The following is a 14,413-nucleotide window of genomic DNA, read 5'->3' on the forward strand; positions in this document are numbered from 1 at the left end:
TTTTGGCAATGAGGTCTCCCATACCGCTGTAAAATATTGATTGATGTTGGAATTCATGTATATGAATTCTTTCCAATACAATGCATGTCAGGTTCTATGCAAGGCTAGTGCTGTAATGGACATGTATGTCCATTACATTGAACAAAAGCTATGAAAAACGCGGCTAACGGACATGAATGTCCACTAGCCATGCGCCGCGCAGTATTGCCCGGCTAGCCATGCGCCGCGCTGTATTGCCCGCTGGCCATGCGCCGCGCAGTATTGCCACGCTAGCCATGCGCCGCGCTGTATTGCCACGCTAGCCATGCGCCGCGCAGTATTGCCCGCTGGCTATGCGCCGCGCTGTATTGGCCGGCTAGCCATGCGCCGCGCAGTATTGCCCGGCTAGCCATGCGCCGCGCAGTATTGGCCGGCTAGCCATGCGCCGCGCAGTATTGCCACGCTAGCCATGCGCCGCGCAGTATTGCCCGGCTAGCCATGCGCCGCGCTGTATTGCCACGCTAGCCATGCGCCGCGCAGTATTGCCCGGCTAGCCATGCGCCGCGCTGTATTGCCCGCTGGCCATGCGCCGCGCTGTATTGCCCGGCTAGCCATGCGCCGCGCTGAATTGGCCGCTGGCTATGCGCCGCGCAGTATTGCCCGGCTAGCCATGCGCCGCGCTGTATTGCCCGCTGGCTATGCGCCGCGCTGTATTGCCCGCTGGCCATGCGCCGCGCTGTATTGGCCGCAAACCATGCGCCGCGCTGTATTGCCCGCTGGCCATGCGCCGCGCTGTATTGCCCGGCTAGCCATGCGCCGCGCTGTATTGCCCGGCTAGCCATGCGCCGCGCTATATTGCCCGCTAGCCATGCGCCGCGCTGTATTGCCCGCTGGCCATGCGCCGCGCTGTATTGCCACGCTAGCCATACGTTCGCTAGCTGTGCTTTTATCCGTCAAGTAATCGTTTGTTCGTCAACAAGTGGATTCAAGCGGTCTGCATGTGCCAACTGCCTCCGGTTATTCCGCAAACGCAATGACCAATAATCTTTTCAGACCGTCCTTTTTTTGCAGTTTAAACGTTGACGGGGATAGTTACTGTCGCCTCCGCCGCGCTATTTCTACTGTCAATCCGGCACAGCATGTTGTCGACGAACACGAGGAAAACTTCACGCTCGACATCGAACAGAACGGTTTCCTCCTCGAAAACGGCCAATGCCGCCTTCAACGTACGGCTGTCGGGAGTGCCGGCAAGCTGCTTAATAGCCCATTTCGCCGCCTCTGCCTTGGAGAGGAAGACGGACAGCTCGCAATAGCTCCAGACGCGCGCCAGCGTCAGCGCGGCCATCGCCTCGTGACCCGTCCTTATGAAGTCTCTTGCATCGTTCCGAAGGGAATCCGTGACATGTATGTCCGGTACCGGCGGAAGCACGAATTGCGGAGACGGGCCTAATAGAGCGATGCCGCGTTCCCGCGCCAACTCTGTATGACATGCCAAATCCGGGTCAAGTTGCTCCTCCTTAAAGTCCCAAAAGCTATAATCCTCCCATGCCTCGATTGCCTCGTAACGTTTACGCCAATGCTCGCTAAAATGAAATTGATATGGCGCTGGATGCCTCCATGCCGCTAAATCGCTCCGCAGCAAAATGCTGGCTTCCACTGGAGCGGGCTGACGATGCAGGCTGAGAAATGCGCACATCAGCTGAAAGCGTTCTTGGGCGCTTAAGGGACGTTCGACGACGATTAGCAAATCCAGGTCGCTTCTCCCGGGACGAAAAGCATCCAGGCACGCCGAGCCGTGCAAATAAACCCCTGTCAAAGCGTTTCCCAAAAAATCCTCCATATAAACGGTCAATAGGCTGGCCTGACGCCTGACCTCCGCCGGACATTGATTCCAAGTCATTGTTTCCATCTTTCCTTTTTAATGCCTCCTTGCCAATGCTTATGCAAGACGTGCGTGTATCGCCTCGTGCACCGCCTGCTAAATAGTAATGTACGCCCGAGGCAACCCTCGCGACAAGGTAAAACAAATCTTATAACTGATTTTTACTGTTTTCGGAAAGTGTCATTTTAACGATAAATTAGTCATTCAAGCATTAGCACTCTTTACTGTAATAAAGTAGCATATTTTGTGAACAGCTTTGGAAATCACTTGAAGATGAAAACAAACTAAGGAGTGATTGAATGCAAGCTAAAGGCTTGATTCACCAGTTGTTCGAGCGGCAAGCGGAACGCACGCCCGAGCATGAAGCCGTCAGATTTCAAGGGGAGTCTTTAACTTATGCGGAGTTGAATGCACGCGCAAACCGGCTGGCGCATCGCCTTCGGCGGGTAGGGGTAGGGCCGGACGTCCTGGTCGGGATTTGCATGGAGCGTTCGATCGAAATGGTCGTTGCCCTGTATGGCGTCCTGAAGGCTGGCGGGGCATATGTGCCGCTTGATCCCGATTATCCAATGGATCGGCTGGCCTATATGATCGAGGACAGCAAGGTACAGAGAGTCATTGCCCAGCGCAAATTCGGCGAGCGGTTTCGGGGACTACACGGAGAGGTATTGATTCTGGACAAGCCGGAGCCATTGGGGAACCAAGATGAAGAGGAGGAGGGAAATCTCGACATTGATTTGAATGAGAGCCATCTGGCTTACATGTTTTACACCTCGGGATCAACCGGCAAGCCGAAAGGCGCGATGAATACGCACGCTGCTATTGCCAACCGGATCCACTGGATGCAGCAAACTTTTGAAATGGGGGAACATGATAAACTTCTACAGAAATCGCCTTATAGCTTCGATGTTTCCGTATGGGAATTTTTCTGGCCGCACAGTTGCGGCGCATGTCTGGTTGTGGCCAAGCCCAAAGGCCATCTGGACAATGCGTATTTATGGGATGAGATCCGAAACGAAGGGATCACTCACGTGCAATTCGTGCCCACAATGCTCCAGACCTTCCTCAGCGAGGAGGGGGCGGGGGACGTCACAGGGCTTGCCCATGTTTTTTTGTGCGGCGAACCGTTGTCCGCGGCGCTTAACGAACGATTCTGCGGCATGATGAGCGCGCAGTTCCATAATTTGTACGGCCCAACCGAGGCGGCGGTGTTTATTACCAATTGGACCAGTGATCGCGATGGATCACGGACGGTTATTCCGATCGGCATGGCTGTGCCAGGAAACGCCATGTATGTGTTGAACGATGCTTACGAACCCGTTGCGCCCGGAGAAACCGGAGAGCTGTTTATTAGCGGCATCGGGCTTGCGAGGGGATACTTCGGCAGGGCGGACCTGACCGCAGAACGTTTTGTGCCGGACCCATTCAGCGGGGAACCCGGGGCGCGCATGTACCATACGGGCGATTTGGGACGCTGGCTGCCTGATGGTAACCTGGAATGCCTGGGCCGCAACGACGACCAGGTAAAGGTGCGGGGATTCCGTATCGAGCTGGGCGAAATCAGCACGGTGCTGGAGCAGCATGACGGCGTCAACCAGGCTGTTACGGTCGTGCGGGAGGACCAGCCGGGCGATCAGCGCATTGCCGTTTATTTTATACCGGATGTCTCTTATTCGCCATCCGTCAGCAAATTGAGAACCCACCTGCAGGAGCGGCTGCCGGAATATATGATTCCGTCCTATTTTATAGAGATGGAGGCTTTTCCGTTGACCCCAAGCGGCAAAACGGACCGCAAGCTTCTGCCCAGCCCGACCTTGTCCCGCCTTATGATCGGACAAGCCTACGCGCCTCCGGAAACGTTTATCCAGAAAGAGCTTGCCGGGATCTGGTCCGGCTTCTTCAACTTCGATCAAATCGGGCTGGATGACGATTTTATTGATTTAGGGGGCCATTCCCTTATCGCCACTCAAATTCTTGTCCGCAGCGAACAAGCTTTTGGCGTCAAAATTTCGCTTAAGGATATGCTTACGCAAGGCACCACGATTCGGACTTTAGCGTCGACAATCGAAGCAAGGCTGCTGGAGGAAACCGATGACTCTGAGTTGGAAGAACTGCTGAGCGAGATGGAGCATTTGACGGAAGAGGAAATCGAGGCGCTGCTGAAATGAAGTCGGCAGGATGTCAGGAGGTGAAAATGGATGGCAAACTTTGTTCTTAATACGCATATGACGAACGGTGACGTGCTCCCGTTTCTGCGGCTGGCTTCCGCACTGGTCCGGCGCGGCCACAAAGCCACTCTGGTCACTCACGGCGCATTCGAGCGTCTTGCAAAAAAAGCCGGTATTTCCTTCTGCGCGATTGATGAGCCCGAGGACTATATGGAAGTGATGAAGGATCTCCACATGATGGAAGACCCCCTCAAGAAACCCGACCTCAACGAAGCCTACCAGCGAAAATATTACTCCAAGGAAAAGTTTCAAAAGGAATATGACATTTTGACGGAATTGTGCAAGGAGAAGGATTCCGTGTTGATCTGCCGGGAGCGAGACGGCTTTGTTTCGATGATTGTATCTGAAGTCATGCGGATTCCCGTCGTCACCGGAGTGTTGGCGCCGAGTTATGTTACCCAGCTTCATATTTGGGAGGAGCTTGGGCTGGATTTTGCGATCTCGCTTATTAATACATTCCGCAGCGAGCTTGGACTGTTCCCCATTACAAGCTGGACGTCATGGATGGGCGCCGTTAAGAAAAACATCGGCTTCTGGCACGAAAGCTTTGATAGCGCCATCGAAGCCCCGGATTGGGCGCTGAAGGTGGAGACGGTCGGCTTCCCGCTTGCCGACGCCAACGAATACGAGCCGCTGCCAAGCGAGCTGCTGGACTTTATAGGAGCTGGAGAACCCCCGTTATTGATTACGGGCGGCACCGGCAAAATGATCAAGCCTAACTTCTATAGGGCGGCTATCGAAGGGGTTAAAGCGCTGGAGCGCCGAACCATCGTAGTGACCAGGCATGAAGAGCTTATGCCGAGCGACCTTCCCGACTACATCACCTGGCATAAAATATTGCCGCTTGCGAGCGTGTATCCGCTCGTAGCCGGCGTGATCCATCACGGAGGGATCGGCACGATTACAGGAGCCATGACGGCTGCGACTCCACAGTTGGCCCTCGCGGCCGATACGGACCGGCCGGATAACGGGATGCGGATCAAGCATCTCGGAATCGGCGACTATTTGCCGCCCCTGCAGTGGGAGCCGGCGCTGATCGCCAATGCCATAATGGGCATCGGGACAAGTTCCGTGAAGGAGCGCTGCCGTCAGCTTGCGAAGGTTTTGGCGGAGCACGATACGATGGACGTTGCTTGCTCCGCCATGGAAAGCATCGTTGGCAAGGCGGAATATGCCATTGATTCGGACAAAATGTATGCCGATTACGAGGCTTCCCGTCGTCAATCGCCGCTACGAAGCCATGGTGCGCCTCTTGCTGCAAGACGGCTGGACGCCATCAATCATTCGCTCTCCGCGGGCAAGCGTTCTCTGTTGGCGCAGCGTCTGGCGGAGCGGAAGCTTGGGAAACATTCGCCTTCCTTGAAGGAGGCTATTTATGAGTAAAACGATTGATCAATTATCACCCGAGCGTCGGGCGCTTCTAGCGCTAAAGGCCAAGCAGCAGAAGGCAAAAGCCGCCGCAGCATCAGCCGTTATACCAAAGCTGCCCAGGCAGGAGGGAGAAAACCGTTTTCCTCTATCCTACGCGCAGCAGCGTACGATGTTTTTTGAGGAATATATGCCCGGCACGGAACGCTATAATTTTGCCAATGGCTATCAACTGATCGGCGAATTGGACATACCGGCCCTAAACAACGCGCTAAACGAAATCGTCAAGCGTCATGAAATTATGAGAGCCGTCATTGCATATGAAAATGACGACTTTGTGCAGGTCATTCGCCCGGAGCTTGACATCCAGCTTCAAGTCATCCGGATAAGCGATGAAAACAAAGTGTTCCAGCACATGGAGCGGGAAGCGACGACGCCCTACGACTTTCTGAACGGACCGCTTGTAAAGGCGATTCTTTACGAGATGGAGCCCCGGAGACATGTTTTGGTCTGGATGACGCATCATTTGGTTTACGACGGCGGCTCGGCCGACATCTTCGACGAAGAGCTCGCAGCGTTTTACCGGAGCTTTTTGCTGGGGGAGCCGGTCAAGCTTCCCGAGCTTACAATTCAATATCCCGATTTTGCGGTTTGGCAAAGAAAATGGATGACGGGGGACGCTTGCGAGAACCAGCTTCGCTACTGGACAAACAAGCTTACGCCGGCGCCGATGATGCTGGATTTGCCGACGGATTATCCGCGGCCCTCCATTCAAAGCGAACGCAAAGCCGGTTTTTACAGCATGGAGGTCGATTCATCGTTCTCCCAGCGGATCCGTGAAGCCAGCAAAAAGCATGGCTGTACGCCGTTTGTTTTCCTGTTGGCGGTATACAAGGTGCTTCTTGCCAACTATAACGGCAAGGAGGAAATTACGGTCGGGACGCCCATGGCGAATCGGGGCAAGCAGGAAATCGAAAAGCTGGCCGGCTTTTTTGCCAATACGGTTGCGCTTCGCTCCTCGATAAACAAGAGCGACACCTTCAGCCGTTTTGTTGCGTCGGTTCGGGACACGGTGCTGGAGGCGAATGACCATCAGGATTTGCCGTTCGACCGGATCGTTGAGGTGTTGAATCCCGAACGCGTATTGGGGCATGCCCTTTATTTCGATACGATGTTTCTGTTTGAACGGCATGGACAATCCATGACTGACCTGCCCGGCCTCCAGGTTGTTCCCTTTGTGGGAAACCGGACCCGCGGCGGAACGCTGGATTTGACGATGACGGTTTTTGAAAATCAAAAGATGGGCATAGAGGTTACGTTGACCTACCGTCTTGATTTGTTTCACGAATCCACGATCCGCCAGCTCACCGAACATTATTGCATGATTTTGGAGCGGGTGATGGAGGAGCCCGACCTGCCATTATATGAGGCTGCAGCATTATCGGGAAATTCTCTGCGGAAATTGCTCGTTGACTGGAACGCCGATATGGATGATTCAAGAGAGCCCCGATTGCCTCATCTTCTTGTTGAGAAACAAGCGGCGCTTACGCCTGCGGCAGCGGCTGTTTACAGCGAGGGGAAAATGTTGACCTATGGAGTGCTCAATGAAAGGGCCAATAAACTGGCTCATTATTTGCGCGGCTTGGGGGTTGGCCCCAATGAAACCGTCGGTCTTTACATGGAAAGAACGGTAGATATTATCGTCGGCTTGCTTGGCATCCTGAAAGCGGGAGGCGCATATGTGCCGCTTGATCCCAAGCTGCCCGCAGTCCGTTTGCAAATGATCGCCCAAGAGGCGAAGGTGTCCGTTATCGTAACGGAGGAAGCCTTGCATGAAACCTTCTCGCAATCGGGCGGAGCAGACCCTGGAGTAAAAGCCGTCGTTTGCCTTGATCGGGACGTTGAGATTCTATCCCGGGAGAAACCCGGGAATCCGGAAATTCTCGCAAGGCCCGGCGATCTCATGTATGTGCTGTTTACGTCCGGCTCGACGGGAAAACCAAAAGGCGTGGCCGTGGAGCATGGCAGCTATTCCAACTATTTGGATGGCATACTGAAACGTTTGGAGCTGAAGGAAGGCCTGGCATTTGCGATCGTCAGCACGCTTGCCGCCGATCTTGGCACGCCGATGATTTGGGGCGCTTTTGCGACGGGCGGTTGCGTCCATGTTATTCCTTACGAGCGGACGGCCGATCCTGACGCATTCGCCGCTTATTGCGAGGAAAATCCCATTGACGTTATGAAAATCGTGCCCAGTCATATGGAAGCGCTGCTCGGCGTGTCTAATCCCGCCGCCGTTGTGCCCCGGCATTGCTTGATCCTGGCGGGCGAAGCTTCCCATTGGGACACGATCACGGACATCCGTAAGCTTCGTCCGGAGTGCCGGATCCAGAATCATTACGGCCCTACGGAAACAACGGTTTCCGTGCTTGCCTACGAGGTTCCGGAGGAGGGCTCACAGAAGGACCGCCAGTCTGCGGTACCGCTAGGCAGCCCGATTCCAAACGCTCCGGTCTATGTGCTTAACTCTTACTTCCAGCCCGTCCCCGCAGGCGCCATCGGCGAGCTGTTCATTGGCGGCAATGCGGTGTCGCGCGGCTACTATGGCCGGCCGGATCTTACGGCGGAGCGTTTCCTGCCGGACCCGTTTACCAAAAAGCCGGGGGGCAGAATGTACCGTACGGGCGATTTGGTGCGCCATCTGCACAACGGAACCATCCAGTTTGTCGGGCGGATGGACCAGCAGGTCAAAATTCGCGGGTACCGGGTCGAAACCGGCGAAATCGAACATGTTTTGCTGCAGCTCGACGGTATTCGGGACGCGGTTGTCATCGTTCGGGAGGATGAACCTGGCGATAAGCGGCTGGTTGCTTATCTGGTGCCGGAGCATCGCCAGGAGATTTCCGGCCAGGAAGGCGCAGGTTCGGCGGCGCAGCCCGATGTGGGCAGTATTCGCAAACATATAAAAAACATTTTGCCGGATTATATGCTGCCTTCGGCCTTTGTTGTTATCGAACGGCTGCCGCTTAACGCAAACGGTAAGCTGGATCGGCAGCTTCTCCCTATTCCAAGCGGGGAGAATATGGCGGGACATTCCGACTTTGCCGAACCCCAGACCAAGGAAGAATTGGAGATCGCCGCTGTTTGGAGCGAGGTGCTGGGGCTTGAGCAGGTTGGCATTAACGATGAATTTTTTGATATCGGCGGCGATTCCTTCAAGGCAATCAAGGTTGTGCGCAAGATGGGCAATTCCTTCAGCGTCATGGATCTTTTCCAAAATCCCACGATTCGCGAGCTGGCGGAGCATCTGACTTCCGGCGCGACCAGGAGCGACGAGCTTCTGATCGAATTCAAGAAGGCATCCACCATCGGCGGCAAAGTGAGCACGCTGGTTTGCGTGCCTTACGGCGGCGGAAGCGCCATAACGTTTCAGCCTATGGCTAAAGCATTGCCCCCTAATTACTCCTTGTTTGCGGTAGAAATTCCGGGCCATGATTACAGCCGTCCCCAGCAGCCCCTCGTTTCGCTGGAGGAGACGGCTGCGCGAATGGCGGCGGAGATCAAAAGCAAAGCCAAAGGGGAGGTTTATCTTTACGGCCACTGCCTGGGCGGAGCGATGGTTCTTCGCACCGCTCTGCTTCTGGAGCAAGACAATGTAGAGGTAAGCGGGGTGTTTATGGCAGGCACCTTCCCTGGCGCCAGATTGCCGTTTAAGCTGACGGAATGGTGGCATCGCATCTTCCCGCGCGAGAAATGGACGTCCGACAAGTTTGCTCGCGACATGCTGCGCGCTTTTGGCGGCTTCGATGATGAAATATCGCCGGAAGAGCAAAAGTTTGTGCTCCGCAATCTGAGGCATGACGCGCGTGAGGCGGAGGACTATTATACGGCGCTTTATGCGCTGGATCAAAAGCCGAAGCTCAAAGCGCCCGTCACCTGTATTGTAGGCGGCGCGGACCGCATGACGGAGTTCTACGAGGAACGTTATATGGAGTGGCAGGACTTTAGCGAGGATGTAAACTTGCATATTGTTGATAATGCCGGCCATTATTTTCACAAGCATCAAGCGGATTATGTGACCAAAATTTTGACGCGGCAAATTTCCCGATGGGGCGAAGAGAGGGATGATGAAGTCGTTAGGGGGGCGGCGGCCCGCAAGAATCGCAAGGCGCTCTCCGTATCGCGGCATGAAGCGGGGAATGAACCCGAAAAAAGGGAAGTTCAACCAAGCGTCAAATCTTTTTTAATCGTCACGATGTGCTTAATTATCGCCACAATCGGAACTTCGCTGACCGGTTTTGCTCTGGGCATCTGGGTATATGATCGCACCGGTTCCATCTCGGATTATGCGACGATTTCACTGTATGCCATTTTGCCAACCCTGCTCCTTCTGCCCGTAGCTGGCGCGGTTGTGGACCGATATGACAGGCGCAAGGTTATGCTGGCCGGTCAAGCGTTGGCGCTATGCTCAGTCATCTTCCTTGCAACGATGCTATATCTGGATGCCTTGGCGCTTTGGGCGATTTATGTCGCCGCCGGCATGGGTTCCATCGCGGGCGCTTTTACGATGCCGGCTTATCAGGCCGCGACCGCGCAGCTGGTGCCCAAACGATATTTGGGACATGCCAACGGCCTGGGCCAACTCGTCATGTCGCTGAACGGAATTATGGCGCCTGCGCTGGGCGGCGCACTGGTCGTATTGATCGGCTTGGAAACAATTGTTGTTATTGATCTGGTTTTGCTGAGTTTGTCTATGATCATTTTGTCGCTGCTCCGTTTCCCGAACTTGATGTTCAAAAAACGCGAGGAGCCGATGAGCAGAGAGATTATCGGGGGCTGGAAATATATCATTCACCGAAAAAGCCTGGTTGCGATGGTCGTGTTTTTTATCGTCGTCAATTTCTTCATGAGTCTGTACAATGTGTTGACCACACCGTTCCTCCTTCAGTTTATGACTGCCGACAAGGTGGGCTTGGTTATTGCCTTTGAGGGCGCGGGCCTCTTGATTGGTTCCATACTGATGGCCATTTGGGGCGGTTTTGACCGCAGAGCGGACGGCATGGTTGGATTCGTTATGTTGACGGGGGTATCGATTGCGGTTGTTGGCATTTATCCTTCTCTTGTGACAGCGATTATCGGATTGTTTGGTTTTGGCCTTGCGCTGGCGCTTATTAACACGCACTGGCTGGCCCTGATTCAAACAAAAGTAGGGCTGGAGCTGCAGGGGCGAGTATTGGCAACCAACCAGGTGATGGCTTTCAGCATGCGGCCGCTTAGCTTCCTGCTCGCGGGACCGCTGGTTGTTTCGGTATTTGGACCACTGGCATCGGCGCTGCCCGCAGGAGCCTCGTCAACGGGATGGTTTGGAGGCGGAGGGGAAAAAGGCATTGGCCTGCTGATTGCATCAATCGGTATCATTTTGTTCCTGTGGGCCTTTATTGGCATGCGGTATCGGCAATTGCGCCATATGGAGACGATCCTTCCCGATGCTGTGCCAGACGCCGTCATTATACGGAACAAGGATCAGCTGCAGCAAATGGCGGACCGCCAGATGGGCGTTGGACTCTAAAGGTTTGGACTCTAAAATGACGATGGGGAGGATGGTTTTATGGAAAATCATGTGTCAGTATCAAGCTACAAAGTAGTTGTGAATAGCGAGGAGCAATATGCGCTTTGGCCGCTGCAACTCAACATTCCCGCCGGTTGGAGCGAAGCTGGAAAAAATGGCTCGAAGGATGAATGCCTGGCTTTCGTCAAGGAAGTTTGGACTGATTTGACGCCGCTAAGCTTGCGCCAGGGATGAAGGAGGTTCCGGCGATTTATGCGGTGCGCATGAATCTTCAGGACGACAGCGGACTGAGCGGCCCCTTGGAGACGCTTGCTGATGAGCAGGAGCGGATAGCGGCATGGTCTGTGCTCGTGCCTCCGGATCGGGCGCTGCGAATAAAGCGGTTTCGGCATTGGCAGGACCAATGGCGGTCGCTGGCTGGAGATGTGTTGGTCCGTTACGTCCTGCGCGAGCGCTTCGGTTTGCCCGCAAGCAAAATTCTTTTTAAGAAAAATCCTTACAACAAGCCGGTGCTGGCAGGAGAGGATGTTCATTTCAATGTTTCCCATTCCGGCATATGGACGGTAGCGGCGTTTCATTCCATGGATATCGGAATCGATATTGAGCAGATGGGGATGGCGGACATGGAGCTTGCCCGTTCCATGTTTGCCTCCAGCGAATACGAAGCGTTATGCAGCCAGCCGCCGGAGAAGCGCAATCGGCTTTTCTATGACATTTGGACCCGCAAGGAAAGCTACCTCAAGGCTTTGGGGGCGGGGCTTTCGCTTCCGCTAGACTCCTTTAGCGTAACTGGAGAAGCAGGCGGCAATGTTGGAGTTGCCCGGAAAGGGTTAAGCTCGGTCATTACGGAGGCGGGATCGGCGCGCCGCTGGAACCTGTGTCAATTTCAAGTGGATAATGACTACTCGTTATCAGCATGCTCCTTGTCCCAAGACTGGCCAAAGAGAGTCGTTTTGGTGAACGCGGACCAACTGCGCTAACAATTCAAAGTGCTATTGGCGAAACAGATTGAAACTGTCGGCTTCGAAAGCGGCAGTTTCTTTTTGTTTTTTTTGGCTCAATTCAACCGAGATGGAACGCTGCGGAACAGAGGGGTTTTCCGATCGCTGTTAAAGTCCGATTCTTTTTTCTTGTGCGTTTGATTAGCTTTTTCTCCCGATTCCTCTATACTTATAGCTAACTATCATTGTTGAGGGCGGGGGGACTGCTATGAGCGTGAAGCGGCGGTTGTATCTATCCAATTTTCTGATGCTCGTGCTGCCAATTGTGCTGATGATTGCGGCGGGCGTTTGCTTCATATTGATTTATGTGGGCATAACGGGTTTTCGGGATGCGCCGCCTTTTAAGCACGGGGACATTATGATGAAGCGGATGGAAAAGGTCAAATCGCTGGCTGCTTCGTGGGGCACAGGAGAAAACAGGGATGTAATGAAGGCGGATATCGATGCCTTCAACAGGGATAACGAGGGACTTGGCCTGACATTGTCTCTTTATGATGGACAAACCTTGGTTTATCCGGCTACGCTGCCCCAAAACCGCCTCTCGGGATTGGACTTGACGCAGGACGATCAGTTTATGCTGGTGACCGATACGTTATCGGTTTTCCGGATTAAGGCGGGCCCATACGGTGTTGTTTTGACGGATACCAATTTTACTGTTGACGGCTCCAACAAGTCCAGACAGCAGCTGTATATCGGTCTGGTATCCGCCGTGCTTCTCGTTATCGTAGTTATCGCTACAAACCGGGCATTAACCAAATTTGTTTTTCGCGGCATTATGAATCCCATTCATATTCTGTCCCACGGCGTCCATCAGCTGAGAGACGGCAACTTGACCTACCGGATCCATTACGACAAGCAGGATGAATTTGCATCGGTATGCGCGGACTTTAACGAGATGGCGCAGCATCTGTACCATATGGTCAATGAGCGTCAACGGGACGAAAACAATCGGAGAGAGCTGATCGCCGGCATATCCCATGATCTGCGAACGCCATTAACTTCGATTAAGGCCTACCTGGAGGGAATCGAAAAAGGAGTTGCTGCGACGCCTCAGATGCAGCGCAAATATTTTGACATTATCAAAAACAAAACAGCTAGCCTGGAGCATCTGATTAATCAGCTCTTTTTATTTTCAAAGCTGGATCTGGGGGAGTTTCCGCTCCATCTGGAGGCTGTGGACATGGGCCGGGAGCTCCGTCAAACGATGGCGGCGTTTGCTGCGGAATATGAGCCAAAAGGGTTGACCATCCAGGTTGACGATGCGATTCCTCATGCCGAGGTTATCATTGATGTCGTCCAGTTTCGCAATGTGATTCAAAATATTTTGGAGAACAGCCTCAAATACAGAAATAAGGAACAGGGCAAAATCGTGGTGACCGCCATGCAAGAAGAGGATCGGATTAAGCTGAAGCTGAGCGATAACGGTCCTGGCGTCGCTCCCGACGAGCTGGAAAAGCTGTTTGATGTATTCTATCGCAGCGATGCGTCCCGGAAAACGCCGGACCTCGGAAGCGGCCTTGGTTTGGCAATATCGGTCAAAATCATTCAGCGCCTTGGCGGAGACATCAAAGCGGAGCTTGCGCCAACAGAGGGATTATCCATCATTATCACATTACCAAAGCATTCAGGCACAGAAGGAGCGGAACATGAAAAAAATTCTAATTATTGAAGACGATATGGCGATTGCCGAAATTGAACGGGATTTTTTGGAGATTGAAGGTTTTGAAGCAACCATTGCATCGGACGGGAACGAAGGGTTGCAGCTGGCGTTAACGGGAACCTACGATATGATTCTGCTAGACCTCATGCTGCCGGGGATGAGCGGCTACGAGCTGTGCAAAGCCATTCGCGACAAATACGATATTCCGATTCTGATGGTGACGGCCAAAAGCGAAATCGTGGACAAAGTGAGGGGGTTGGGCGTAGGCGCCGACGACTACATTGCAAAACCGTTTTCGCCCACTGAGCTGATTGCGAGGGTGAAGGCAAATCTGGCGCAATATCAGCGCCTGACGAATGGAGGCGCTAATCGGACGCGCGAGGTGCATGCCGGGCCGGTTCGGATCAACCAGCTGACCCATCGGGTTTATGTCCACCAGCAGGAAGTGGAGTTCAAAAATAAAGAATATGAGCTGCTGCTGTTTCTGGTGTCGAATCCGGACATTGTGTTCAGCAAGGAGCAATTGTATGAGCGAATATGGGAAATGGATGCCATCGGCGACTTGAAAACGGTAGCTGTACATATTAATCGCCTGCGCGAAAAAATCGAAAGCAATCCCCAATACCCCAAGCATATTCAGACCGTATGGGGAGCGGGCTACCGATTTAAGCTTTAATTTGCCGTTCCAAATAGGTGGACGCTGAACTAAACATGTAAGTCTTTTTT

The 14,413-nt window shown here is 53.6% G+C and carries 9 protein-coding genes; 7 read left to right on the forward strand and 2 right to left on the reverse strand.

Going from position 1 to position 14,413, the window contains the following annotated elements; genetic code table 11:
- Window positions 1–500: 500 nt before the first annotated feature.
- Together ACX93W_RS00005 and ACX93W_RS00010 are read right to left on the reverse strand one after the other, a co-directional pair.
- Window positions 501–821, reverse strand: coding sequence for a hypothetical protein (locus ACX93W_RS00005; RefSeq protein WP_459390276.1), 321 nt, complete (start codon window positions 819–821; stop codon window positions 501–503).
- Between the two features lie 230 nt (window positions 822–1,051).
- On the reverse strand, window positions 1,052–1,879 hold the full coding sequence (locus ACX93W_RS00010) for an aminoglycoside adenylyltransferase domain-containing protein (RefSeq protein WP_459390277.1): 828 nt from the start codon (window positions 1,877–1,879) through the stop codon (window positions 1,052–1,054).
- A 281-nt stretch (window positions 1,880–2,160) separates the two neighbouring features.
- Here ACX93W_RS00010 and ACX93W_RS00015 point away from each other — a divergent pair, with 281 nt between their 5' ends.
- From ACX93W_RS00015 to ACX93W_RS00045, 7 genes are all read left to right on the forward strand, one after another.
- A complete protein-coding gene (locus ACX93W_RS00015) occupies window positions 2,161–4,029 on the forward strand; it encodes a non-ribosomal peptide synthetase (RefSeq protein WP_459390278.1) in 1,869 nt (622 codons plus the stop codon).
- A gap of 30 nt (window positions 4,030–4,059) precedes the next feature.
- Complete coding sequence (locus ACX93W_RS00020) at window positions 4,060–5,472, forward strand: glycosyltransferase (protein ID WP_459390279.1); 1,413 nt, start codon at window positions 4,060–4,062, stop codon at window positions 5,470–5,472.
- A complete protein-coding gene (locus ACX93W_RS00025; RefSeq protein WP_459390280.1) occupies window positions 5,465–11,026 on the forward strand; it encodes an amino acid adenylation domain-containing protein in 5,562 nt (1,853 codons plus the stop codon). Before ACX93W_RS00020 ends, ACX93W_RS00025 begins: the two co-directional genes overlap by 8 nt.
- A 39-nt stretch (window positions 11,027–11,065) precedes the next feature.
- Window positions 11,066–11,260 (forward strand): MbtH family protein, encoded by a 195-nt coding sequence (locus ACX93W_RS00030; RefSeq protein ID WP_459390281.1) that lies wholly within the window; start codon window positions 11,066–11,068, stop codon window positions 11,258–11,260.
- Window positions 11,257–12,006 (forward strand): 4'-phosphopantetheinyl transferase family protein, encoded by a 750-nt coding sequence (locus ACX93W_RS00035; protein ID WP_459390282.1) that lies wholly within the window; start codon window positions 11,257–11,259, stop codon window positions 12,004–12,006. Before ACX93W_RS00030 ends, ACX93W_RS00035 begins: the two co-directional genes overlap by 4 nt.
- Before the next feature lie 229 nt (window positions 12,007–12,235).
- A complete protein-coding gene (locus tag ACX93W_RS00040) occupies window positions 12,236–13,696 on the forward strand; it encodes a sensor histidine kinase (protein ID WP_459390283.1) in 1,461 nt (486 codons plus the stop codon).
- Complete coding sequence (locus ACX93W_RS00045; RefSeq protein WP_459390284.1) at window positions 13,674–14,363, forward strand: response regulator transcription factor; 690 nt, start codon at window positions 13,674–13,676, stop codon at window positions 14,361–14,363. The genes ACX93W_RS00040 and ACX93W_RS00045 overlap by 23 nt, the downstream gene beginning before the upstream one ends.
- Window positions 14,364–14,413: the final 50 nt, after the last annotated feature.

Source organism: Paenibacillus sp. CAU 1782, assembly GCF_054551715.1.

Bases quoted from the DNA above. Each gene is read 5' to 3' on its own strand.
- ACX93W_RS00015 (WP_459390278.1), top strand. From the start codon at position 2,161: ATGCAAGCTAAAGGCTTGATTCACCAGTTGTTCGAGCGGCAAGCGGAA.
- ACX93W_RS00030 (WP_459390281.1), top strand. From the start codon at position 11,066: ATGGAAAATCATGTGTCAGTATCAAGCTACAAAGTAGTTGTGAATAGC.
- ACX93W_RS00020 (WP_459390279.1), top strand. From the start codon at position 4,060: ATGGCAAACTTTGTTCTTAATACGCATATGACGAACGGTGACGTGCTC.
- ACX93W_RS00010 (WP_459390277.1), bottom strand. From the start codon at position 1,879: ATGACTTGGAATCAATGTCCGGCGGAGGTCAGGCGTCAGGCCAGCCTA.
- ACX93W_RS00005 (WP_459390276.1), bottom strand. From the start codon at position 821: ATGGCTAGCCGGGCAATACAGCGCGGCGCATGGCTAGCCGGGCAATAC.
- ACX93W_RS00025 (WP_459390280.1), top strand. From the start codon at position 5,465: ATGAGTAAAACGATTGATCAATTATCACCCGAGCGTCGGGCGCTTCTA.
- ACX93W_RS00045 (WP_459390284.1), top strand. From the start codon at position 13,674: ATGAAAAAAATTCTAATTATTGAAGACGATATGGCGATTGCCGAAATT.
- ACX93W_RS00035 (WP_459390282.1), top strand. From the start codon at position 11,257: ATGAAGGAGGTTCCGGCGATTTATGCGGTGCGCATGAATCTTCAGGAC.
- ACX93W_RS00040 (WP_459390283.1), top strand. From the start codon at position 12,236: ATGAGCGTGAAGCGGCGGTTGTATCTATCCAATTTTCTGATGCTCGTG.